This window comes from Citrobacter sp. Cpo037 (genome assembly GCF_030332945.1).
In the GTDB taxonomy this organism is placed as follows: Bacteria; Pseudomonadota; Gammaproteobacteria; order Enterobacterales; family Enterobacteriaceae; genus Citrobacter; species Citrobacter portucalensis.
In genome coordinates, this window is the sequence record NZ_JAOWGW010000040.1 from 141,509 (window position 1) to 165,336 (window position 23,828).

Here is a 23,828-nt window from a genome sequence, read left to right on the forward strand (position 1 = left end):
GATGATCTACATTTCTGCCGTTGGCATGATTAATGCGTTGGGCAATAACACTGATGAAATCGCAGCCAACCTCACTCGTGGCGTAGCGCCGGGAATGCGCCCGCGCACGGGCTGGCTGCAAGGACACCCATCCGCAGTGTTAGCAGGCGTTGACGGTGAGCTGCCCGCTATTCCTCAGCACTTTAGCGCTCATCGTTCGCGCAACAACCAGCTATTGTTGGCAGCACTGATGCAAATCCAGCCACAGGTGGACGACGCTATCGCCCGATTTGGTCGCGATCGTATTGCTGTTGTTCTCGGCACCAGCACCTCCGGTCTGGATGAGGGTGACGTTCACGTAGATTTGATGCTCAACGGCAAAGAGAGCACTGACTGGCGCTATCCGCAACAGGAACTGGGCGATCCGTCGCGTTTTCTTAGCCACTGGCTGGCGCTGGATGGCCCGGCCTTTACGCTCTCAACCGCCTGCTCGTCCAGTGCAAGGGCTATCATGAGCGGACGTCGTTTGATCGAATCAGGTCTGGTCGATATCGCCATTGTCGGCGGTGCGGATACGCTAAGCCGAATGCCAATCAACGGATTCCACAGTCTGGAATCACTCTCCCCAACGCTGTGTCAGCCGTTTGGCCGCGACCGTTGTGGGATCACCATTGGCGAAGGCGCCGCATTGATGGTATTAACCCGCGAGCCACAGCCTATCGCGCTCCTTGGCGTCGGCGAATCCAGCGACGCGTACCATATTTCGGCTCCCCATCCACAGGGGGAAGGTGCCATTCGCGCCATCGGCCAGGCGCTTAACGACGCAGGAATGACGCCGGAACACGTGGGCTATATCAATCTGCACGGAACCGCCACACCGTTAAATGATCAGATTGAGTCCAACGTCGTGAGCGCGCTATTTGGCGAAACGGTCCCGTGCAGTTCAACCAAACATCTGACCGGGCACACGCTGGGCGCTGCGGGGATCACCGAAGCAGCGATCAGTATGCTGATTCTGCAACGCGAACTGCCGCTGCCACCGCAGGATTTTAGCCAATCGCCACGCGATGAAACATTGCCAGCCTGCGGCATCATTGAACAGCCGCAGTCGCTGACTCGCCCGGTTATCTTGTCTAATTCATTTGCCTTCGGTGGCAATAATGCCAGCATCCTGCTCGGGAGAACCTCATGAGCCACTTTTTACCACCGGGTGACTATTTACCGCATGATGCGCCGATGCTGCTTCTTGAAGAGGTCGTCAGTGTGGCGGACGAAACCGCCACCTGCCACGTGACAGTATCAGCAAACAGCGTACTGGCCCCTTTTCTCGACCCTGATGGCAATCTGCCTGGCTGGTTCGCACTAGAACTGATGGCGCAGACCATTGGCGTCTGGTCTGGCTGGCACCGCCAGCAACAAGGTCAGGCGAGTATTACGTTAGGCATGGTACTGGGCGCACGTGAGTTAGTCTGTGCTACTGGTGTTCTGCCTGCCGGGAAGAAGCTGAGCATCCATGTCAAATTGCTGATGCAGGATGCACGATTCGGTAGCTTTGAATGTGCCATCCAGGCAGACAACGAGACGCTGGCAACCGGTCGAGTCAACACCTTCCAGCCAACATCAGAAGAAATTAACACGCTATTTCAACAAGGAGCGTCCACATGAGCCGTTCAGTTTTAGTTACGGGTGCCAGCAAAGGTATCGGTCGCGCCATCGCCAGACAACTGGCCGCGGACGGTTTTGTGGTCGGCGTACACTATCATCGCGATGTGCAAGGAGCACAAGAAACGCTGGATGCTATCCTCGCCGCTGGCGGCGTAGGGCGCCTGTTGACATTTGACGTTGCCAATCGCGAGCAGTGCCGTGAAATACTGTCGCAAGATATTGAGGCAAACGGCGCATGGTACGGCATTGTCAGCAACGCTGGAGTCACTCGGGATGCCGCTTTCCCCGCGCTCAGTGATAACGACTGGGATTCGGTGATCCATACCAACCTCGACAGCTTTTACAACGTCATTCATCCGTGCATTATGCCGATGATCAGCGCACGCCAGGGGGGCCGTATCATCACACTGTCTTCGGTTTCGGGCGTGATGGGCAACCGCGGTCAGGTCAATTACAGTGCGGCAAAAGCCGGAATTATTGGTGCCACCAAAGCGCTGGCTATCGAACTGGCAAAACGCAAAATTACCGTAAACTGCATTGCGCCGGGACTCATTGATACCGGGATGATCGAGATGGAAGAAGCCGCATTGAAAGAGGCGATGTCGATGATTCCCATGAAACGAATAGGTCAGGCTGAAGAAGTCGCCGGGCTTGCCAGTTATTTAATGTCGGATGTGGCGGGCTATGTAACTCGCCAGGTGATTTCCATCAATGGAGGGATGTTATGACACGTCGTGTCGTGATTACAGGCATGGGCGGCGTCACCGCCTTTGGGGAAAACTGGCAGGCTGTCTCCGCCAGGTTATTGGCATATGAAAATGCGGTACGCAAAATGCCGGAGTGGCAGGTTTATGACGGACTGCACACACTGCTGGGAGCGCCGATCGACGACTTCACTCTGCCGGAACACTATACCCGCAAGCGAATTCGCGCCATGGGGCGCGTATCGCTGATGTCCACCCGCGCAACAGAGCTGGCGCTTGAGCAGGCCGGGCTGATTGGCGATCGGGTACTGACTAACGGTGAAACCGGGATCGCTTATGGTTCATCAACCGGTAGTACCGGTCCAGTGAGCGAGTTCGCGACCATGCTGACCGAGAAACACACCAATAACATCACCGGCACGACCTACGTGCAAATGATGCCGCATACCACTGCCGTTAACACCGGATTGTTTTTCGGTCTGCGTGGGCGAGTCATCCCGACATCCAGCGCCTGCACATCCGGTAGCCAGGCAATTGGTTATGCATGGGAAGCCATTCGACACGGTTATCAAACGGTGATGGTCGCCGGCGGCGCAGAAGAACTGTGTCCTTCCGAAGCCGCCGTGTTTGATACGTTATTCGCAACCAGCCAGCGCAACGACGAGCCGAAAACCACCCCATCCCCGTTCGATGAAAAACGCGATGGTCTGGTCATCGGAGAAGGTGCAGGTACGCTAGTGCTGGAAGAGCTGGAACACGCTAAAGCGCGCGGAGCAACGATTTATGGTGAAATCGTTGGCTTTGCCACTAACTGCGATGCTGCCCATATCACCCAGCCGCAGCGCGAAACAATGCAGATTTGCATGGAAAAATCACTGAATATGGCAGGTATTAGTGCCCGGGATATCGGCTATATTTCAGCGCACGGAACCGCAACCGATCGTGGTGATGTTGCAGAAAGTCAGGCAACCTCTGCAATTTATGGTGATAATGTTCCGCTATCCTCGCTTAAAAGCTATTTTGGACATACCCTTGGCGCTTGTGGCGCACTAGAGGCCTGGATGAGTCTGCAAATGATGCGTGAAGGCTGGTTTGCGCCTACGCTAAATTTGAGTCAGCCAGATGCCAATTGTGGCGCGCTGGATTACATTATGGGTGAAGCCCGCAAGATTGATTGCGAGTTTTTGCAGAGCAACAACTTTGCGTTTGGCGGCATAAATACTTCTATCATCATTAAACGTTGGCCGTGATATGTACCGGATCGTTCTTGGGAAAGTTTCTGTTTTAAGCGCTGGCGCACTGCCTGCCGCACTAAGTGAGCAAGCGCCGCAAGGTGCTCGCCGTGCGCGCTGGCTGGCAGGTCGCGTGCTGCTTTCCCATGCCCTTTCGCCATTACCGGACATCGTCTATGGCGAGCAAGGAAAACCGGCCTTTTCTGCTGACACGCCGCTGTGGTTCAATCTCAGCCACAGCGGTGATGATATCGCCCTGCTGCTCAGCGACGAAGGGGAAGTCGGCTGCGATATTGAAGTCGTGCGCCCGCGCGATAACTGGCAAACGCTGGCAAATACGGTATTCAGTCTTGGTGAACATGCCGAAGTCGAGGCCGAACGCCCGGAGCAACAGCTGGCGGCGTTCTGGCGCATCTGGACGCGTAAAGAAGCTATCGTGAAACAGCGCGGCGGTAGCGCCTGGCAAATCGTCAGCGTCGACAGTACCGCGCTAACTTCCTCACTCTCCGTCAGCCAGTGCCAGCTCGATACCCTGAGCCTGGCGGTGTGCACCCCCACGCCGTTTACCCTAACCGCAGACGCCGTGCAGCGCCTGGAAGCCTTAGCGTAAATTTTCCGGGAAGTTTTTCGGCAGCTCGCTCGCCGCACAGGCAATAACGTCATCGTTGTTCGCGCCGCAGTCACGTACGAAAGTGATGGTCGCGAACTCATCAATCACCTCGGTGGGATACGCCGGGCCGGCATCGCGGTACGACATCATCAGCGGAATATGGTCATTCTGGAAGCAGACCGTTTTTTCCGGATTATTGATCACCCAGCGAGGGAAAAAGATGGTGCCGTGAAAGAGTTTGTCACCCAGGTTTACGATCAGGCTGACGTCGGTCCCGGTCGGTTCGGTCCACGAAATTTTATAAACGCTCTCCCCGACCCGCACAATATAGGCCCGCTGATCTTTCACCCAACGATTTCCCACAATACCGCTGTGAATGCGGTAATCCAGCGTAGTGTCGTTTTTCACGTAGATCTCGTAATTCCAGCCATTATCGTAGGTATAGACCAGATGTTTGCCGACAAATCCCCTCAAATCATGTTTATCAAACGCGCTCATATTCGTTCTCCTCTTACTTGATGTGAGGATCTTAACGCTTCAAAAATTGGATGAATAACGCTATGTTTGCATCAAATTCATTCAATTATTAGATGAGTTATGCACAAAACAACCCTCGAGCAGTGGGCCCTATTGGAGAAAGTGGTGGAGCTGGGCAGCTTCGCTAAAGCGGCGGAAGAGACCAACCGTAGCCAGTCTTCGGTAAGCTACAATCTGGCACTGTTACAGGAGCGACTTGGCGTAACGCTGCTGACCCCGGAAGGCCGCAGGGCTGTCCTGACCCCGGCCGGAGAGCTATTGCTCAATCAGGTCAAACCGTTGCTGAAGGCCTTTTTATGGGTGGAAACCCGGGCCGCAACGTTACAAAACGGTACGCGAACGCGGCTGGATTTGATGGTAGATAGCATCTTCCCACGCAAACGCCTGTTCGCCATTCTCAAACAGTTTCAGCAGGCCTGGCCGCAAACGCAGGTGCGTCTGACCGAAGTCCTGGAGAATGGTGATGCTCGACTGGCAGCACATGCCGATGCGGACGTAATGGTCCTGACCCGGCGTCAGGATGTCACCGGACGCGGCGAATGGCTGATGAATATTGACTTCGTGGCCGTGGCCCACCGCGATCACCCACTCTGCATGCTGGATGCGCCGCTGAATGAAGACGCATTACGCGCCTGGCCGCTGATTCGCATTGCCGATCGCGACAACCCACAACAACCGGCGCGTGATGCCTGGACCTTCTCGACCATTGATGCCGCGATTGATGCGGTGATGTATCAGGTCGGTTACGGCTGGCTGCCCGAAGAACGCATTCAGACGCAGCTTGACCAGGGACTTTTACGCCCACTGCCGTTAAGCCATGGCGCTCGCCGCGCCACGCCTTTGCATCTGATCGTTAAAGATACGCTTGCCCCGCTGGATGAACAGGTCAGTACTCTGCTGCGTTTATTGCGAGAACATTAACCTTTTCCCCGGATGCCGGACGTGTGTTACAAAATACGCTATTCCCCTTACACCCTGTGCGCCAACGCGCCACATGAAAGGTTAACTGCAGATGCAACGAGTCACCATTACCCTCGATGACGATTTACTGGAAACGCTTGACGGCCTGAGTCAGCGCCGTGGCTACAACAACCGTTCCGAAGCGATCCGCGATATTCTGCGTGGCGCACTGGCGCAGGAAACTACCCTTGAACACGGCACTCAGGGCTTCGCGGTGCTCTCGTATGTTTATGAGCATGAGAAGCGTGATCTGGCCAGCCGTATTGTTTCTACCCAACACCACCATCACGATTTATCGGTCGCCACGCTGCACGTGCACATCAACCATGACGACTGCCTGGAAATCGCCGTGCTAAAAGGCGACATGGGCGATGTGCAGCATTTTGCCGATGACGTGATTTCCCAGCGCGGCGTGCGCCACGGCCATTTACAGTGCCTGCCGAAAGAAGAGTAATTGCCTGTTTCGTTGTGGGATGCCGGATGGCGGCTACGCCTTATCCGGCCTACGTCTGTTACCGTCTGTAGGCCAGGCAAGCGAAGCGCCCCGGCAATAATGATTACGCCATCGTGCCAATCGTCTTTCTGAAACGCAGCAGTGCTATCAGGAAGAACGCGCTACCAATCGCCAGCAGCGTCAGAAACTGCGGCCAGACAATGTCAAACCCTGCGCCGCGGTAAAGTATCGCCTGCGCGAGGCTGACAAAATGGGTCGTTGGCATGGTCAGCATAATGTCCTGCACCGCCTGCGGCATGCTTTCACGCGGTGTGGAGCCACCTGAGAGCATCTGTAACGGCAGCAGCACCAGAATCATCAGCAGTCCCAACTGCGGCATGGAACGCGCCAGCGTGCCCATAAAAATGCCGATCGAGGTGGTGGCGAACAGGCTCAGCGCCACGCCCAGCATAAACAACGGAATTGAACCTTCAATCGGCACCCCGAGCACGCCTTTCACCATCAGCATCAGCGACAGACCGGAAACCACCAGCACCACCAGCCCCATCGACCAGATTTTTGCCATCATAATCTCAAACGGCGTCACCGGCATCACCAGCAGATGCTCAATAGTCCCGTGCTCGCGCTCGCGAATCAGCGCCGACCCGGTAAGCACGATCGCCAGCATGGTGATGTTATTGATGATCGCCATCACCGCGCCAAAACGGGCGGGTTCCAGATTAGGGTTAAAGCGCATGCGCATTTCCAGTGCCACCGGCGGCTCATTGTTATCGCGGTAACGCGCCACAAAGCTGTTTACCTCGCCGCTGATGATATTCTGGATATAGCTGTTGCCGGTAAACGCCTGGCTCATCCGCGTGGCATCGACGTTAACCTGTATATCCGGTTGTCGTCCGGCCAGCACATCACGCTGAAAGTCAGGCGGAATGTTTACGGCGAAGGTATAGCGCCCGGCGTCCAGCCCGGCATCCATTTCATCGGCAGTGATCATCTCCGGCGGTAAAAACCACGGGCGATAAAAGCTATTCACAATCCGATTCGACAACTGCGACTGGTCCATATCGGCAATAGCAATCGGTGCCAGATGCAGCGAACCCGGCAGGACGGTCGCGGAAGAATAAACCGAAACCGTGAAGGCGAAGACGATCAGCGTCAGCATCGCTTTGTCACCCAGCAGGCTGCGCAACTCTTTGATGCCGAGGTTATAAATATTGCGTAATCGGCGCATCACCCCTCCTGTTTTTTCAGCAGTAATACGCTCAGACCAATCACCACCGGAATGGCTACCGCCAGCGGAATAAACAGCGGCCAGAGATCGGTCAGATCCAACGCTTTAGAGAACGTTCCACGCGCGATGGTCAGAAAATGGCTGGTCGGATAAATTTCACCAATCCAGCGACCCGGCCCTTCCAGCGAGGCAACTGGATCGATCATTCCGGAAAACTGCGTCGCCGGGATCAATGTAATAATCGCCGTACCAAAAATGGCCGCGATCTGGCTTTTCATAAACGTGGAGATTAACAGCCCCAGCCCGGTGGCAATGATGACGTACAGCAGCGCTGCCAGCGTCAGGGTCACAAAGCTCCCCTTATGCGGGACGCCGAACACAAACACCGACAGCGCGCACAACAGCAGGAAGTTCAGCATACCCAGCACGATGTACGGCAACTGTTTGCCGAGTAAAAACTCGCTGCGGGTCGTGGGCGTAACGTACAGGTTGATAATCGACCCCAGCTCTTTCTCACGCACCACGCTGAGGGCACTGAGCATGGAGGGGATCATCATCAACAGCAGTGGGATCACTGCCGGAACAATCGCCGGTAGACTCTTCACATCCGGGTTGTAACGATAGCGAGTTTCAATGGTCATCAGCCCGTTTTGCCCGCTGGCATTGGGCTGGCGCGCCATCACATCCTGCAGCCAGGTCTGGTGCATCGCCTGCACGTAACCCCTGACCGTTTCAGCGCGGCTTGGCATTGCGCCATCGACCCAGACGCCAATCTTCACCGGCGTTCCACGCGCGATGTCGCGGCCAAAATTTGGCGGAATTTCAATTGCTACCGCAACTTCGCCTGAGCGCATCCGTTTGTCCAGCTCGTCATAACTGCTGAGCGGCGGTTGCTCGATAAAATAGCGCGATCCCGCCAGATTCAGCGTCCACGCCTGGCTGCTGACGGTCTGGTCACGATCGAGCACCGAAAAACGCAGGTTTTCTACATCCATGCTGATGCCGTAGCCCATGATAAGCATCAGGATCACTGTGCCCATCAGCGCCAGCGTGGAGCGTACCGGGTCACGTCGTAGCTCCAGCGCCTCGCGGCGGCTGAAGCTGAACAAGCGTCGCAGGCTAAAGCCTTGCCGCGGCGGCTTACTGTTTTCATGCACTGTCGGGACATTGGCTGGCGCCAACTGAGTTTCCGGCGCCGGGCCTGCCGCTTCCTGCAACCAGGAGATAAACGCCTCTTCCAGACTGGCAGCTCCACGCTGTTTCACCAGCTCCTGCGGCGTACCGCTGGCCAGTACTTTTCCGGCGTGCATCAGCGACATGCGGTCGCAGCGCTCCGCTTCGTTCATAAAGTGGGTGGAGATAAAAATGGTCACTTTATCCTGGCGCGACAGGTCGACCATCAGTTGCCAGAACATATCCCTCGCCACCGGATCGACCCCGGAGGTCGGTTCATCAAGAATGAGCATCTCCGGGCGATGGATCACCGCCACCGCCAGCGACAGGCGTTGACGGATCCCCAACGGCAGCGCACCGGGCAGCGCATCTTCGACATCGGTCAGCGAAAAGCGCTCACTCATCTCCTGCACCCGACCAGGGATTTCTGCTTCGGGGATATGGAACAGCCGCGCATGTAGTTCGAGGTTTTGCCGGACGGTCAGCTCGCTGTAGAGCGAAAATGCCTGCGACATATAGCCTACCCGGCGGCGGGTATCGATATTTTTCGGGTCAACCGCTTGCCCAAACAGCCACGCCTCGCCTTCGCTTGCGGGCAGCAGTCCGGTGAGCATTTTCATGGTGGTGGATTTACCGCAGCCGTTGGAGCCGAGAAAACCGAAGATTTCCCCGCGCGGAATGCGGAAGTTAACGTGGTCCACCGCCACAAATTTACCGAAGCGCATGGTCAGGTTTTTCGCCTCGATGGCAATCTCTTCCTGCTCAGCGTGATACGGCGGGATCACTACCGGTTTATGTGCCTGCCGCTGGGCTTCAGGTAACAGCGCGATAAACGCCTGCTCCAGCGTGTTGCTGTTGGTTTGCTCACGTAGCTGCTGCGCGCTCCCGGTGGCTAACACCTCCCCGGCGTTCATCGCCACCAGCCAGTCAAAGCGCTCAGCTTCTTCCATGTAAGCGGTCGCCACCAGCACGCTCATGTTGGTCTGCCGCTGGCGAATGCTGTTAATCAGATCCCAGAACTGGGCGCGGGACAGCGGGTCGACCCCGGTGGTGGGTTCATCGAGAATTAACAGTTCCGGGTCGTGGATTAACGCGCAGCACAACCCCAACTTTTGCTTCATCCCGCCCGAGAGTTTCCCGGCAGGACGGTCGCGAAACGGTGCCAGTCCGGTGCTATTCAGCAGCTCGGTAATCCGCGCCTCACGCTCCGCTTTGTCATGCCCAAACAGGCGGGCAAAGAAATCGACGTTCTCATATACCGACAGCGTGTGATACAGGTTTTTCCCCAGCCCTTGTGGCATCCAGGCAATGCGCGGGCAGACATCCCGGCGATGTTTTGGGTCGCGCATATCGCCACCCAACACCATCACGTTGCCGTGTTCAATGACCCGCGCGCCGGAGATGAGCGACAGCAGGCTCGATTTTCCGACGCCATCCGGGCCAATCAGCCCCACCATACAGCGGGCAGGGATATCCAGCGTGATATTGTTCAGCGCTACCGTTTTCCCGTAATGCTGACTCACGCCGTCAAGGTGCGCCACGGGAGGAACGGGAACCAGCGCCAGATGCGTCATTGCGGCAACCTCACCACCAGGTCGTCAGGCCAGGCGCGACTTTCATCAACACGCACCCACGCCATGCCCGGCAGACCGGTTTTCACGTACTCCAGATGCTGCTGCAACAGCTCTGGCGGGATACGCGCTTTGACGCGAAACATCAGTTTCAGCCGTTCATCGCTGGTTTCGACCGTTTTCGGCGTGAACTGCGCGACGCTAGCCACAAAGCTGATGGTCGCCGGAATACGCAGATCCGGCGCAGCATCCAGCACCAGCCGCGCTTCTCCGCCAATCTTCAGTAAACCAGCCTGTTCGGTTGGCAAGAAGAACGTCATGTAGACATCGCTGAGATCGACCATATTCAGCACGCGACCGCCTGCGGAAAGCACCTCGCCCGGTTCAGCGACGCGGTACTGTACGCGGCCATCGCGCGGGGCTTTCAACTCGCTGTCATCAATATCAGCCGCAATACGACGTTCGGTAGCCTGCGCGGCTTCTACGCGGGTTTGCGCCTGAATGATACTGGTACGAGCGGCTTCAATGGCGGCTTTTGCCGCAGAGACCTGCGCCTTTGCGGATTCCAGTGCAGCGCGTGCGCTTTCTGCCGCAGCCCTGTCGTCATCCAGCTGTTGCTCAGACACAGCCCCACGCTGAGATAGCGAACGGGAGCGGACGTGGCGTTTAGAGACCGACTGCAGTTCCGCCTCACGCTGTTTTACCACCGACTGCGCGGCGCGCATTTCACTTTGCCGCTGCTCTAACAGCGCCCGCGCCGCCGCCACCGCACTTTCGGCCTCTTTGATTTGGGCTACCGCTTCCAGCCGCTGCTCCTGCAGCACGCGGGTATCCATTTTCGCCAGCACCTCACCCTGACGGACGAACTGCCCTTCCGACACGAGGATCGTGTCAATTCGCCCGGCAATCTTGGTGGCAATATCCACTTCAGTGGCTTCAATTCTGCCGTTGCTGGCTGCAAACCCCTCCGGTATTCCCGCAGGACGAAGCATCCACCATGCTATCGCGGCCACCACGACCAGGATGCCCGCCACCCACCACATCATATGACGTTTAAACTTATCCATATTCGACCCGCCGTAATCCCTGTTATCAAACGATGCGTGTCACAAAGCCCACTGAACAGCTATTCAGCGGGAGATTCCATCCGGGATAAGAAGGAATGAGAAACAATGGCCAGAGAGCAGACAGGCATGTAAGCAACCTGCGCCGCGAAGGAAGTGAATGATGAAAATGCTGTGAAATCGGGTAGTAATGTTGTCATCATCAGCGTTCCTGGCCGGAAATGAAACACGCATACTCATAACTGCTGTCTATTGAATACTAACACCTGGATTCAATATGTCTATTCGGTTGTAGCAGGGATGTTGCAGGAAAAAAATCGTGCCCGGCAATTCCTTCACCGAGCAAATTTCACAAGTGAGTTTTATTTAAAATGCAGCGGATACACGCTCAACGTATCGTCTTCGCTTATTCAGATACCTGTGTAGAGACATTAAAGTTGTATCCTTTAACCTGAAAAAGACTTTAAAGTTGTAAAGTTTTAAAAAAAACACATACAAAACATGATGCTAAGTGTGTATCACACGCTGTTCCAACATTATGCCTTGATGTTCTTGCAAGAACTGCAATTTACAGGAGGAAAAAGGTGTTTTTGTAGTTATCTGGCGTTACGTGACAGTGTTGGTCAGATACTTCCACCTCTTCAGAGTTAAAGTTTGATATATGGGAAAAAAAAACGCTCCCGGACGGGAGCGTAAGCCAGTGACTTCGGCGTCAAATGAGGGTCTAACAAGTGGAGCTGCGGGTTAATTCTGGGTGATCTGACTGCGATGCTTATCAGCCTGCTGCTGGTGAACAACGGAAGACTGACCATTATTCGCCTTCTCATGTACAGCTGCGGCCTTCTCATGCTCGCTCATTTCAGAAAATGACTTTGCTGTTTCGTTGGTAGCTCCGGGTTTAGCTTTCATCATTTTTTTATGCATTTCAGCCATGTCCTGGTGGGCAGCAGAATTGCTGTTTTGCATCATGTCATGGGACATTGCGGCCTGATCGTGACTGCTCATATCCATCATTGTCATGCTGTCTCCCTGAATTGCACTTTTTTCAGCAGATGACTGCATCTGGTGGGCAGGTGCCTGTGCATTATTTACCTGGTCATGCATGTTCATTGTCTCTGCAGCCATGGCAGATGAAGCGGCAGCCATAATGGCAACAAATGATACGAGAATCTTTTTCATGGTTGGGTCTCCGGTGTTTACATACCCAAACAATCAATGGCTTATAACAGAGAAAGCAGTTGATCTCAGGGCGGGTTAATCATCACTCCAGGAACCAGGTGATTGTGTTATCACGCTGCTCCTGATTTATGAATAATTATAAAAAACCGCCTCTGTTTATCGCGTGACTGAATGATGACAATTTTGTCACCTTCCAGGTTTCTCCTGAACAACGGGATTAATCCATTAACAGGCGCACTTTGAACACAATTTCACGCCCCTGCTGTTCTGCTGACAGCTCGCCGCCGTGAGCATGAATGATCGACCTTGTAATTGATAATCCCAGCCCCGCGCCTTCCGTGTTGTAGAACCTTGATGAGTCTGCGCGATAGAACCGGTCAAACAAACGTTCCAGATTAGCGGGAACCTGGCCGGACATCGTATTCGTAATCATCACGTTCACACAGTCACTGTCACGCTCAAGGTGTATCGCTGTACAGGTGTTATCGGGAGAATACTTGATTGCATTGGAAAGCAGGTTACTGAAAGCACGTCGGAGCATATCGCTGTCTCCGGCAACAACGCCCTCTCCTTCAACCGTGATTGTCTTTCCTGTTTCGTCTGCCAGGGGCTCGAACAACTCACGTAATTCATTCAGTTCGGCTGCCAGATCCACATCATGTTTATCCAGCCGCAGCAGACCATGCTCTGAACGTGCCAGAAAAAGCATGTCACTGGTCATTCGTGACAACCTTTTCAGTTCTTCCAGGTTAGCGAATAAAATTTCGCGGTAATGCGAAACATCCCTTTCCTTAGCCAGTGCAAACTGCGTCTGCATCATCAGATTACTGACTGGTGTGCGCAGCTCATGCGCGATGTCAGACGAGAAATCTGACAGTTTCCGGAATGCCCCCTCCAGGCGATCAAACATATTATTGAACTCCTGCATGGTCTCAGAGATTTCCGGCGGAGCCAGATCGGGATTTAGACGCTGATCCAGGCTGTGTACGGTCATGGAGGAAGCCAGACTGGTCATTTCCCGTAGCGGTTTCAGACCAATACGTGTGGTCAGCCAGCCCAGAAAAACAGAAATAAAGACCAGACCGATATTGAACCAGAACAGCCAGGTACTGAGTTTGTCCATAAACAGGGTGTGATACCCAGTATCCGTGGCAACCGTAATGATGACATATTTGCTTTTACCCTGTTCCGGCGTCACGGCAACCCGCCGCGAGATACTGCGATACACGGTGTTATTTTCTTCCGTCTGGATCATATAGTCGAGAATATCACCCGACTTATTAAGCAGGACCGCTGGAACAACAGAATTTTTGGCATAGAGTTCAACAATTTTTTCATTTTCCATGTTTTTTATAGAAATGAATAAGCCATTGTGCCCCACCATCGCATCGTTTATTTTTTCTGATAATGACTTAATATCCGTTTTGTTCCTGAACGTCTCTGTTTTAAGAAACTCTTCGGTGAGCTGAAGTTTACCTGTCAGAAAATCGCGGTCCTGATTATCGAAATAGCCATTAAGGGTGCTAATCAGGATAAAACTTGATAACCACCATACCGTAAGCATCACCGCAGAAAAAATCAGGCTCAGGCGTGTGGTCAGGGAAATTTTGAACCTCACTCTTCTCTGATCTCCAGGACATATCCGGCACCGCGAACGGTATGGATCAGTTTTGGCTCAAAGTCATCATCAATTTTACTTCTCAGACGTCTCACGGCGACATCAATCACATTCGTATCACTGTCAAAATTCATGTTCCAGACCAGGGACGAGATAAGACTCCTGGGTAACACTTCTCCGGTGCGTTGCAGCAGCAACTCAAGCAGAACGTATTCTTTACCGGTGAGATGGATCTTCTTCCCCGAACGGATCACGGTCCGGCGCACCATATCAACGGTCATATCGGCGATGGTGCAGACTGTTGCGGCCTGCGAGCGTGCCCGGCGCAGTAGGGTTCTTACACGTGCAACCAGCTCCGTAAAATCAAAGGGCTTAATCAGGTAGTCATCTGCGCCAAGCTCCAGTCCTTTCACTTTGTCCCGCACGTTGTCCTTTGCGGTTAAAAACAGGACCGGTTCTTCGTGCCCGGACTCCCTCAGTGCGCTGATGATTTGCCACCCGTCGAGGAAAGGCAGCATCACGTCCAGTATTATCAAATCATACTGTCCCTTCGACGCGGCCCCGAGACCATCGCGGCCATTATTAAAGAGATCGGCCTGATAGCCTTCCTCAACCAGTCCCTGCTGCAGGTAACGACCTGTTTTTTGTTCGTCTTCAACGATTAAAATACGCTGCATGGTCAACTCGCTGATATGAAAGTAAAAATCTCACGCATGAGCTTTGGCTGTCCCCTAGCTGACCTGAGACGGAGCAAGCATTCCGAGCCACGCTACGGCGCCCAGAATGATAATCGCAACAACGAATTCTGTCAGGATGCTGTTTCGCATCAGGGCAACGCTGCGATCATAATTCCCTTCCCTGACCATAACTTCAAGCCGGGGACCCAGGTGAAACCGGTTTGCTGCAGCCAGAAGAAGCATCAGAACAAACAGAGCCGTCTTGGCAAGCAATATCCTCCCCCAGGAACTGTTGAATAAGGGAGTTAAGTTACCCTCAGCAATATACAGATAGTTGACCAGCGCACTCAGGATCAGGGCTACAACAATCACCGTTCCTGCCGTGGCAAATTTTGCCAGGGAGTCAGATATCACAATGACGCTCTGTGCATTATGCTCGTTTCTGCGCATCAGCAGGATAGCAAATGCAACCAGAGCACCTGTCCAGGCACCTGCAGCGCCGAGATGGGTCAGATCGCTCAGTAAATGGAGATAGTAATGCAGACCGTCATGCATAACGGCGTGTCCTCCCCAGGCAAGTGTAGCCAGCGCCACGCCCCCACTCATCGTCATCAGCAGGCAGGACAATACTCTCTTATTAGTGTAAAGGAACAAAGCACCGAGTGTGGTAAACAGGGCACAGAGCCTGACAATCCAGCTAATACCCACATCAGTTTCTTCTATCACCATCTCGATAACATGGATGGATAATTCTCTGAGGTCAGTTACTCCACTCATGGCATTAGATACCAGGAGCATATTAATGCCAGTAAGAATGATGCCTGTAACAACAGCAAAGGTTATAAACGACCTGAAATTAGTCAGGTTATAGGTTTCATGTCTGACACCGCTTATTCCATATATCTGAAAAAATGGCAATCCAAATATTACCATCAAATCCAGATAAAGAAGAAAACGAATAACAATCATAATCAGGTCGTTCATAATATTACTTCACTGTAAAGGTGTAATTACCGGTAATAGGGTGCGTATCTGAAGAAACCGCGCGCCAGTCAACACGATAAGTGCCAGCGGGTAAAGGCTCTCGCGGAATAATGACCATCGATTTAGGGTCAGCGCCTGGCGCCACTTTTGCCGCGACCGGCATCGGAGAATGTGATGACATGCCTTTCATACCCGTCATCGTTAATTTTGCACCTGAGAATTTCACGGTCAGATTTTCCGAGAAATTAAGCTGAATCTTTTCCGGGGCCGCTACGGCTGAATCAGCCTGTGGCACAGAGCTTTTTAATTCCGGATGGGCCATAGCAGAGAAAGCAACGCCCATAACGAGGCCACCTGTAAGAATGGCTTTATTTAAAATCGACATTTTATTTACCTGTTTAGTTGAGTGTTTTATATCAGTGCGTTAAAACCAGATTCTGGCTCCCGCCAGGAATACTACCTGATGGTCTTTCTCACCTTCTCTTTTCGCCATATCGGATGTTTTCCCGTAAAGTTGATTCCAGGAAACGCCTATATAGGGTGCAAACTCACGGCGTATTTCATAGCGCAGCCGGAGCCCCAGCTCTGTGTCAGTCAGTCCCCTGCCGCGACCCCGCGATTCATCATCCTGACTGTAGAAATTCACCTCATAGGATGGCTGGAGTATGAGCCGGTTAGTCAGTAAAACGTCGTATTCTCCTCCCAGACGAAGGGCTGCTTTTCCGCCATTACTGACAAAACCCGTAATTTCAGACTCAAAATTATAGAGTGCCAGCCCCTGAAAACCGACAGCAGCCCAGGTCCGGGCAGAAGCAGGTCTGAAATCCTGCCTGACACCCGCAACCAAATCCCACCATGGGCCAACCGCATGTCCCCAGAGTAACTGCGCTTCAGCCGCCTCCGTTTCCCCATTGCTTCGTTCACCTTCACTCTTTAGCCAAATCCGATCTGTGTCGCCTCCAATCCAGCTGTTAACACTCCAGCTGAAATTGTTGGTGTTATCCGACCGTTGCCATTCCAGTTGATCCAGCAGAACCAGATAATTAATCGCACTGTCGTGAATCGCATGCCCCTGTAAATTGCCGAATGCAGCCTTCCGGTCGGCATCGGTAACAGGCGGAATTGGCGTTCTGCTCTCAGTTACAATGGGCTCCATTGACGTCATCTCAGTGAAATTCTCATCTGCTGGCATCTGCATGGCAGACATGTCGTGCCCGGCGTGGGGATCTGCAGAGACGGAGCCCGCCGCAATAGAAAGCTGTGAGGTAAACAAACCGGCGACCAGAACAGGTATGGCCTTCAAATTTCTCTTCATTCGCATCATTCCTCCACCCGGACTTCACGAAACATTCCCATTTCCATGTGATAGAGCAAATGGCAGTGATACGCCCAGCGGCCAAGCGCATCTGCTGTCACTCTGTAACTGCGTTTTGTACCAGGGGGAACATCTATTGTGTGTTTACGAACCATGAAATTACCGTTTTCATCTTCCAGATCGCTCCACATACCATGCAGGTGAATGGGGTGAGTCATCATGGTATCGTTGATCAGCGTGATCCTGAGCCGCTCACCGTATTTCAGCAGCACCGGTGCGGCATCTGAAAACTTGATTCCGTTAAATGACCAGGCAAACTTTTCCATGTGGCCGGTTAAATGCAGTTCTATGGTACGGCCAGGTTCACGTCCGTCAGGATCCTCAAAGCGGCTTTTCAAATCCGCGTACGTGAGAACCTTTCTTCCGTTATTTCGAAGACCAATACCCGGATCATTTAATTTCGGAGAGACGCTCATCGCCTGCATATCAACCAGTGGGTTATCCGTTTCTGACGCAGGATGACTTTGCATACCCGGCATTCCGGCCATCCGGGAATGATCCATACCGGCCATGCTGCTGTGATCCATGGGCGCGGAGGATGTCCCGCTATCCGGAAGGTCAGCACCGTCCATAGACATCATCTCTCCGCTGTTATCCATGCCTCCCATCTGGCTGTGGTCCATTCCTGCCATATCATGTCCCATTCCCCCCATACCCATATCTTCCATGGTCAACAGAGGACGGGGATCGAGGGGGGGAACGGCAGCACTTAACCCCTCTCTCGTGGCCAGTGTCCCTCGAGCGTAACCGGTCCTGTCCATGGATTGTGCGAAGATGGTATAGGCCTCACCCTGAGGCTCCACAATGACATCATAGGTTTCGGCAACGGCAATCCTGAATTCGTCAACGGTAACCGGGTTTACATACTGGCCATCTGCAGCCACGACCGTCATTTTCAGCCCAGGGATACGGATATCGAAATAGGTCATTGCCGAGCCGTTGATAAACCGTAAGCGTATCTTTTCACCGGGACGGAACAGTCCGGTCCAGTTTTTCAGCGGGGCCTGCCCGTTCATGAGATAGGTGTAGGTGTAGCCACTGACATCCGCGAGGTCAGTCGGATTCATTTTCATTTCAGCCCACATTTTCCGATCGGCAATGGTGGCTGACAGCCCCCTGGTATTCACGTCGCGGAAAAAAGAGCCAACGGTTGGTTTATTGAAATTGTAGTAATCCGACTGTTTTTTTAATTTTTTCAGCAGGCTGTGAGGATTTTCATCGGTCCAGTCAGACAACATGACCACATGCTCACGATCGTAAGCAAACGGTTCTGGCTCCCTGGCATCGATGATAATGGCACCGTATACCCCCTCCTGTTCCTGCAGACCGGAATGGCTGTGGTACCAGTAAGTCCCGTTCTGCTTAACCTTAAAGGTGTAAACGTAGGTATCATCAGGCTCTATGCCCATAAAACTCAGCCCCGGAACACCATCCATATTGGCCGGAAGAATAATGCCGTGCCAGTGAATGGACGTCTGTTCATTAAGACGGTTTTTGACCTTCAGGGTAATGGTGTCACCTTCTTTCCAGCGAAGAACGGGCCCCGGCAGGCCTCCATTGATTGTTTTGGCCTGACGCTCACTGCCCGTGATATTGACGGCCGTTTCACCAATGGTCAGGTCAAACTGAGTACCCTGCAGGGATGCGGCAACTGGCAGGCTCAGACTGGAACGCGCATTGAAACTCCATACGCCAAGACTTCCGGCTACGCCAGAGAGGGTTAACCCCTTCAGGAAAGTTCGTCGAGACGTTTTCAACAGCATGCGCATTCCCTTATTTAAAGTATGGTTACTGACAGAATTCGAGAACCGATTTAAATTAAATTACTGGTTCATCCACTTACAATGAAATGAATCTAGCACACCTTAAGAAACAAATTCATTACAATCGTGTAATGTACATAGCTGTATTACATTTACGTCATCTTCCCCACAGGTTGATTATTTTTATATATGATCATAAGGACATCTTTTATGTACCTCAGAAGGTAATTACACATGAATATATTAATCACGACCACTGCGTTTACAGCTTTATTTTGTGGGGCAGCTTTTGCTCAGTCCAGTGATATTGCCCATGAAGCACATCGATTTGTTAATAATGCCTCAGCCGTCAGTCATGTGAATTCCTCGACGCATGAAAACTTACCGGACAGGGTTAATAAAAACAACACGCCCTCATTCTCTGAAATGAATGAACATGAAAGGGCCATTGTTGCTCATTCATTTATGAACAACAGCACGTCCTATGCGCATCAGAAAATGATTGAGGAACATAAAAAAATGCTGTCCGGCAGTGATGCAAATTCAAAGACCTCGTCTTCTTCTTTTAACGAACTGAATGCCGGAGAAAAAGCCGCTCTCGTGCATGAGCAGGTCAATAATGCCGGTGCGGAAGCACATCAGACGCAGGCAAGAAAGCTTCGCGGGCTGTATTCGACCAGGTAACTGCAGGCGGGTTAGTGCTTAGCGTCAGGTGCGCAGCAGGGCTTTACTGACGGGTTACGTAGCAGGACATGAGCCCCATATTGCTCTGCCGTAACCTGTTTCAGTCCCGTTAATCATCACCGTCGGGCTGGTCATACAGTTCCCAGAGCTTCAGGAGCAAACGGGAAACAAGATATGTTACAAAAATGACGACCATCAACGGTGCTCCCGATTAACTGACAGATGACACGCCTCCTGAAAACCCCTAGCATACGCCGCAGTGTTCATGCTAACGGCGAATTCCAGTAAATGTATTCTACCGATGTCGTAAAAGAAAATGCCTACCTTTCAGCCACCCGCTCGGGGCTGGAATCGAACGAGATCGCTACTCTTCAGCGCTCCTTGCCTTCCCGGTTTAATCTGCGGCATTTGAAAAAAAATGAATCATTAAAACTCGTACTGCAAAAGAAAGCGGGAAAATCACGTGTCGTGGCCTATAAATTTACGTCCGGTTCATTTAATTACACGGCGTATCGTATATCAGATAAAAAGTTCTATAACCTTTCCGATACTTCCGGGAAAGGCAGTCTCGATTATCCGTTACCGGCCACAGCAAGACTCAGTTCGCCTTTCAATCCTGCAAGACTTAACCCGGTATCGGGAAAAGTGAGTCCCCATAATGGCATTGATTATTCCATGCCCATGAACACGAAAATAGTCAGCGTCATCGACGGAAAAATCACCCGGGCCGAATACAACAGTACCATGGGATATTTTGTTGAAGTAACGGGAAAAGCCGGTGTTAAAACTCGCTATCTCCACCTCAATAAAATACTCGTTACTAAAGGGGCCAGGGTTACACGGGGAGGTGCTATTGCGTTATCCGGTAACAGCGGACGTTCATCCGGTCCTCATCTGCATTACGAGCTGGTCATCAATAACAACCCTGTTAACTCTCTGGCGTTCCGGGCAGCGGCACCCGCTGATAACAAACTCGAACAGCATGCCTTTGCGCATGCCAGAGACTACGAACGATACCTGGACTGATAACGGGACCGCGACGCGGCCCCGTCTGCCGGATTAATTTTTTTTATCGTTTTCACTTCCGTGATGTTGATGATCTCCATGCCCTCCGTGGCCGTGGAAAAGATGCATTAGCGGGCAGACCAGCAATAACAGATATGGCCAGTAACCTGCCACATGTGACCAGTGTTCGCGCAGGAGGGCAAATGCCGCGATCGCGGCGACAGCAATAAGCGCATAGGTGGTACTTTTCATACTGGACTCCTTCTGTTCGTAACTGACCCTTCACTCAGTGTTATTTCCCGAGCCTGACACTTTTCAGACGCAACGCATTCACAATGACGCTGACGGAGGAAAGAGCCATGGCCGCCGCCGCAATAACTGGCGACAGCAGTATTCCATACACAGGATAAAGCAGACCTGCAGCCACAGGCACGCCAAGTGCGTTGTAGATAAATGCAAAAAACAGATTCTGACGGATATTTTTCATGGTGATCTCTGACAGATGACGGGCCCTGTTCAGTATCATCAAGTCGCCTTTGAGAAGGGTGACTCCGGCACTTTCAATTGCCACATCTGTACCCGTTCCCATAGCTATGCCCACGTCAGCCGCTGCCAGCGCCGGGGCATCATTTACACCGTCCCCCGCCATCGCAACCACATGACCAGACGCTTTCAGTCGGGTTATCACTGCTTTTTTGCCGTCAGGCAGAACCCCGGCTTCAACCTCATCTATTCCCAGTTTCCGTGCGACTGCTTCAGCAGTAAGCTGGTTATCCCCGGTGAGCATAACAATGCGGATCCCCGCCTGACGCAAAGCTTTAAGCGCATCCGGCGTGGTTGCTTTCACGGGATCCGAGATAGCTATCAGGCCTGCAAGGTACCCATCTGTGGCCACATAGATAACGGTAGCGCCTTCCATCCGCAACGTATCCGCAACGGCCTTTTGATTATCAATAACGATACTGTTTTCCTGCATAGCCAGTTCATTACCAATAACAACCCGTTGACCTTCAACATCGCCTGAAACACCTTTCCCCGACGGAGCATTGAAATCACTGACTGCGGGTATCATGATCCCCCTGTGCTGGGCTGCCCGGACTACAGCCATACCCAGCGGATGCTGCGAGCCTTTTTCCACTGCGGCCGCTACACGTAAAAGAGATGCTTCCCCACCCGGATTGAGACTGATAATCCCTGTCACCGTAGGCGAACCTTCCGTGAGCGTGCCTGTTTTGTCGACAACCAGCGTGTCCACTTTTTCAAGACGTTCAAGGGCTTCGGCATTCCTGATTAACACCCCGGCCTGGGCTCCTTTGCCTACCCCCACCATTATCGACATCGGTGTGGCCAGCCCCAGTGCGCAGGGGCAGGCAATAATCAGGACCGACACAGCCGCAATCAGACCGTGCGCCATCCTGGGCTCGGGCCCCCAGACAGACCAGATCACGAAAGCAACAACCGCGATAAGTATCACCAGAGGAACAAACCAGCCTGAAACGCTGTCAGCCATTCTCTGGATGGGGGCACGCGAACGCTGTGCATCAGCGACCATCTGAACAATTCGTGAGAGCATCGTTTCATCACCGACTTTCTCTGCACGGATGATAAGACTACCTGTCTGATTAATCGTCCCCCCAATGACAGGGTCACCCTTCGTTTTGGTAACCGGCATAGACTCCCCGGTCACCATCGATTCATCAACGGTTGTTTTGCCTTCGATCACGATACCGTCGACCGGAATACTCTCTCCAGGTCTGATGCGGAGCTTATCGCCAGGCAGGACATCTTCCGCATTAATATCCGTTTCATGACCGTCATGATCCAGCCGTCTGGCGGTTTTGGGGGCAAGGTTCAGAAGCGCAGTAATGGCGCCTGAGGTTTGTTCCCGTGCCCGCAGCTCAAGAACCTGTCCCAGCAGAACAAGCACCGTAATAACTGCTGCGGCTTCAAAATAAACGGCCACCAGGCCATCCATGTTTCTGAACGATGCAGGAAACCAGGAGGGGAAGACGGTTGCAATGACGCTGTAAACCCAGGCTACGCCGGTCCCCATTGCAACAAGGGTAAACATATTCAGGGAGCGGTTACGTAACGACATTCCGGCCCGGGCGAAGAATGGCCAGCCACACCACAACACGACAGGGGAGGCCAGAAGCAACTGCAGCCATGTGTTGTACTGTGGCGGTACTGTATTCCTCAAGTCGGGAAACAGATGAGATCCCATTTCGAGTACCAGAACCGGAAACGCCAGCAACAACCCCAGCCAGAAGCGTCTTGTCATGTCGTGAAGTTCATCACTCGGCCCCGTGGATGCCGTAGCTACGAGCGGCTCCAGTGCCATTCCACAGACAGGACAGCTTCCGGGACCACTGCGGCGTATCTCCGGGTGCATCGGACATGTCCACACACCTTCAGAATTCTCTTTTTCCGCCTGGTGGTGAGGCTGTTTTATCTGATCAGGGCTGACTTCGTGATGATCGTGGTGATGGTGATGGGAATGTTCACTGGCATCTTCGGTAAGATAACGATCGGGATGGGCTTTAAATTTACTCTCACAGCTGGCGGAGCAGAAATAAAGTTGATGGTCCTGGTATCGAATGCTGCTGTGCGCCCTGTCGGGCAGGATGGCCATCCCGCACACGGGATCTCTCACCTTATGCAATACGTGGCCCTCGTCCGGGGATAATGTCTGCTCAGAAGCAGTCTGGTTGTTGTGTTGCACTGCATTGTCATTTTTCACAGTAACTCTCCTTATGCATACCGAAGCATCTTCTGTCTTCAGGGTATGTCATGGATGCGATTACCACGAATATCGCCGGCACAGGAGTGCCTGCTACCGGCGTCCCGTTATCAGCCGTTCCGCTGACTATTCGATTCGCTGGAAGACTTTTTTACTTCCATCCGGTGAGAATGCGATAACATCGTAAGCCTCTTTTCGGGCTCCCATCTCCATTCCAGGACTTCCTGCTGGCATACCGGGGGTGGCGAGACCGTATATACCCGAACCAGACTGCATTGCCTTATGTATCGTTGTCGCAGGCACATGGCCTTCAATGATCAAATTACCGGCAACCGCGGTATGACAACTTCGTAGTCCTGCAGGAATAGCATGCTTTTCTTTCAGGGCTGACAGCGCCTGATCATTCATGACGTGAGTTCGTACTTCAAACCCGTCTTTTTCCATCGCTTTGCCCCACAGGGAACAACAGCCACAGTTTTCAGATTTGTACATATCAATCACTTTTTCACTCGCCATCGCGGGTAGTGAAAGGCCGAGAGCCAGCGCCATTAGAACCACTTTTTTCATACTCACCTCTGTATATTATCGATATAAACCCTGACGTCAGGGTGAATCAGTAAAGAAGG

Annotated in this window: 23 protein-coding genes; 9 read left to right on the top strand and 14 right to left on the bottom strand. The window is 52.8% G+C overall.

Translation table 11 applies throughout. The features are described from left to right. Position 1 precedes the first annotated feature (1 nt). The 5 genes from OGX94_RS04285 to acpT are packed head-to-tail and all read left to right on the top strand — an operon-like array spanning position 2 to position 4,190. A complete protein-coding gene (locus OGX94_RS04285; RefSeq protein WP_003827522.1) occupies positions 2 to 1,171 on the top strand; it encodes a beta-ketoacyl-[acyl-carrier-protein] synthase family protein in 1,170 nt (389 codons plus the stop codon). After that, the gene (locus OGX94_RS04290) at positions 1,168 to 1,644 is read left to right on the top strand and encodes a hotdog family protein (RefSeq protein WP_003827520.1); all 477 of its coding nucleotides are present in this window, start codon (positions 1,168 to 1,170) and stop codon (positions 1,642 to 1,644) included. Before OGX94_RS04285 ends, OGX94_RS04290 begins: the two co-directional genes overlap by 4 nt. After that, a complete protein-coding gene (locus OGX94_RS04295) occupies positions 1,641 to 2,372 on the top strand; it encodes a 3-ketoacyl-ACP reductase FabG2 (RefSeq protein ID WP_003827518.1) in 732 nt (243 codons plus the stop codon). The genes OGX94_RS04290 and OGX94_RS04295 overlap by 4 nt, the downstream gene beginning before the upstream one ends. After that, positions 2,369 to 3,598: a beta-ketoacyl-ACP synthase gene (locus tag OGX94_RS04300; RefSeq protein WP_003827516.1), complete on the top strand. Its 1,230-nt coding sequence runs from the start codon at positions 2,369 to 2,371 to the stop codon at positions 3,596 to 3,598. The genes OGX94_RS04295 and OGX94_RS04300 overlap by 4 nt, the downstream gene beginning before the upstream one ends. 1 nt (position 3,599) lies before the next feature. After that, positions 3,600 to 4,190, top strand: a complete 591-nt coding sequence (acpT, locus tag OGX94_RS04305) for a 4'-phosphopantetheinyl transferase AcpT (RefSeq protein ID WP_003827514.1) — start codon at positions 3,600 to 3,602, stop codon at positions 4,188 to 4,190. Here the strand turns inward: acpT and OGX94_RS04310 are convergent. After that, entirely contained in the window at positions 4,182 to 4,688 is a 507-nt protein-coding gene (locus tag OGX94_RS04310) for a phenolic acid decarboxylase (protein WP_003827511.1), read from the bottom strand. The genes acpT and OGX94_RS04310 overlap by 9 nt on opposite strands. Before the next feature lie 99 nt (positions 4,689 to 4,787). Here OGX94_RS04310 and OGX94_RS04315 point away from each other — a divergent pair, with 99 nt between their 5' ends. Further along, positions 4,788 to 5,648, top strand: coding sequence for a LysR family transcriptional regulator (locus OGX94_RS04315; RefSeq protein ID WP_003827509.1), 861 nt, complete (start codon positions 4,788 to 4,790; stop codon positions 5,646 to 5,648). Between the two features lie 91 nt (positions 5,649 to 5,739). Then, positions 5,740 to 6,141 carry a nickel-responsive transcriptional regulator NikR gene (nikR, locus tag OGX94_RS04325; RefSeq protein ID WP_003827507.1) on the top strand — a complete coding sequence of 134 codons (402 nt, stop codon included), beginning with the start codon at positions 5,740 to 5,742 and terminating at the stop codon, positions 6,139 to 6,141. Positions 6,142 to 6,244: 103 nt separating this feature from the next. Here nikR and OGX94_RS04330 read toward each other — a convergent pair whose 3' ends face one another. From OGX94_RS04330 to pcoA, 10 genes are all read right to left on the bottom strand, one after another. Further along, positions 6,245 to 7,369, bottom strand: coding sequence for an ABC transporter permease (locus tag OGX94_RS04330; protein ID WP_063941408.1), 1,125 nt, complete (start codon positions 7,367 to 7,369; stop codon positions 6,245 to 6,247). Further along, entirely contained in the window at positions 7,369 to 10,116 is a 2,748-nt protein-coding gene (gene rbbA, locus OGX94_RS04335; RefSeq protein ID WP_257662201.1) for a ribosome-associated ATPase/putative transporter RbbA, read from the bottom strand. Before rbbA ends, OGX94_RS04330 begins: the two co-directional genes overlap by 1 nt. Further along, positions 10,113 to 11,180, bottom strand: coding sequence for an HlyD family secretion protein (locus OGX94_RS04340; protein ID WP_003827499.1), 1,068 nt, complete (start codon positions 11,178 to 11,180; stop codon positions 10,113 to 10,115). The genes rbbA and OGX94_RS04340 overlap by 4 nt, the downstream gene beginning before the upstream one ends. A 741-nt stretch (positions 11,181 to 11,921) precedes the next feature. Then, positions 11,922 to 12,356, bottom strand: a complete 435-nt coding sequence (gene pcoE / locus OGX94_RS04345) for a copper resistance system metallochaperone PcoE (RefSeq protein WP_000723069.1) — start codon at positions 12,354 to 12,356, stop codon at positions 11,922 to 11,924. A 217-nt stretch (positions 12,357 to 12,573) separates the two neighbouring features. Next, positions 12,574 to 13,974, bottom strand: coding sequence for a copper resistance membrane spanning protein PcoS (pcoS, locus tag OGX94_RS04350; protein ID WP_032294135.1), 1,401 nt, complete (start codon positions 13,972 to 13,974; stop codon positions 12,574 to 12,576). Then, a complete protein-coding gene (pcoR, locus tag OGX94_RS04355; protein ID WP_001188930.1) occupies positions 13,971 to 14,651 on the bottom strand; it encodes a copper response regulator transcription factor PcoR in 681 nt (226 codons plus the stop codon). The genes pcoS and pcoR overlap by 4 nt, the downstream gene beginning before the upstream one ends. 54 nt (positions 14,652 to 14,705) lie before the next feature. Beyond that, a complete protein-coding gene (pcoD, locus tag OGX94_RS04360) occupies positions 14,706 to 15,584 on the bottom strand; it encodes a copper resistance inner membrane protein PcoD (RefSeq protein WP_229692861.1) in 879 nt (292 codons plus the stop codon). 55 nt (positions 15,585 to 15,639) lie between these two features. After that, positions 15,640 to 16,020: a copper resistance system metallochaperone PcoC gene (gene pcoC, locus OGX94_RS04365; RefSeq protein ID WP_000025662.1), complete on the bottom strand. Its 381-nt coding sequence runs from the start codon at positions 16,018 to 16,020 to the stop codon at positions 15,640 to 15,642. A 39-nt stretch (positions 16,021 to 16,059) separates the two neighbouring features. After that, complete coding sequence (gene pcoB, locus OGX94_RS04370; RefSeq protein WP_001378118.1) at positions 16,060 to 16,950, bottom strand: copper resistance outer membrane transporter PcoB; 891 nt, start codon at positions 16,948 to 16,950, stop codon at positions 16,060 to 16,062. A 5-nt stretch (positions 16,951 to 16,955) separates the two neighbouring features. Continuing rightward, positions 16,956 to 18,773: a multicopper oxidase PcoA gene (gene pcoA, locus OGX94_RS04375; RefSeq protein WP_000925242.1), complete on the bottom strand. Its 1,818-nt coding sequence runs from the start codon at positions 18,771 to 18,773 to the stop codon at positions 16,956 to 16,958. A gap of 234 nt (positions 18,774 to 19,007) precedes the next feature. Between pcoA and OGX94_RS04380 the strand changes: the two genes are divergently transcribed. Next, positions 19,008 to 19,457, top strand: coding sequence for a PcoE/SilE family metal-binding protein (locus tag OGX94_RS04380; RefSeq protein WP_032294134.1), 450 nt, complete (start codon positions 19,008 to 19,010; stop codon positions 19,455 to 19,457). Positions 19,458 to 19,745: 288 nt separating this feature from the next. Continuing rightward, the gene (locus OGX94_RS04385; RefSeq protein WP_000287501.1) at positions 19,746 to 20,483 is read left to right on the top strand and encodes a peptidoglycan DD-metalloendopeptidase family protein; all 738 of its coding nucleotides are present in this window, start codon (positions 19,746 to 19,748) and stop codon (positions 20,481 to 20,483) included. Positions 20,484 to 20,516: 33 nt separating this feature from the next. Here OGX94_RS04385 and OGX94_RS04390 read toward each other — a convergent pair whose 3' ends face one another. From OGX94_RS04390 to OGX94_RS04400, 3 genes are all read right to left on the bottom strand, one after another. Then, the gene (locus OGX94_RS04390) at positions 20,517 to 20,714 is read right to left on the bottom strand and encodes a DUF2933 domain-containing protein (RefSeq protein ID WP_000843494.1); all 198 of its coding nucleotides are present in this window, start codon (positions 20,712 to 20,714) and stop codon (positions 20,517 to 20,519) included. Between the two features lie 40 nt (positions 20,715 to 20,754). After that, positions 20,755 to 23,202, bottom strand: coding sequence for an Ag(+)-translocating P-type ATPase SilP (silP, locus tag OGX94_RS04395; RefSeq protein ID WP_001514621.1), 2,448 nt, complete (start codon positions 23,200 to 23,202; stop codon positions 20,755 to 20,757). Between the two features lie 126 nt (positions 23,203 to 23,328). Then, positions 23,329 to 23,769 carry a DUF411 domain-containing protein gene (locus OGX94_RS04400; protein ID WP_000758228.1) on the bottom strand — a complete coding sequence of 147 codons (441 nt, stop codon included), beginning with the start codon at positions 23,767 to 23,769 and terminating at the stop codon, positions 23,329 to 23,331. Positions 23,770 to 23,828 lie beyond the last annotated feature (59 nt).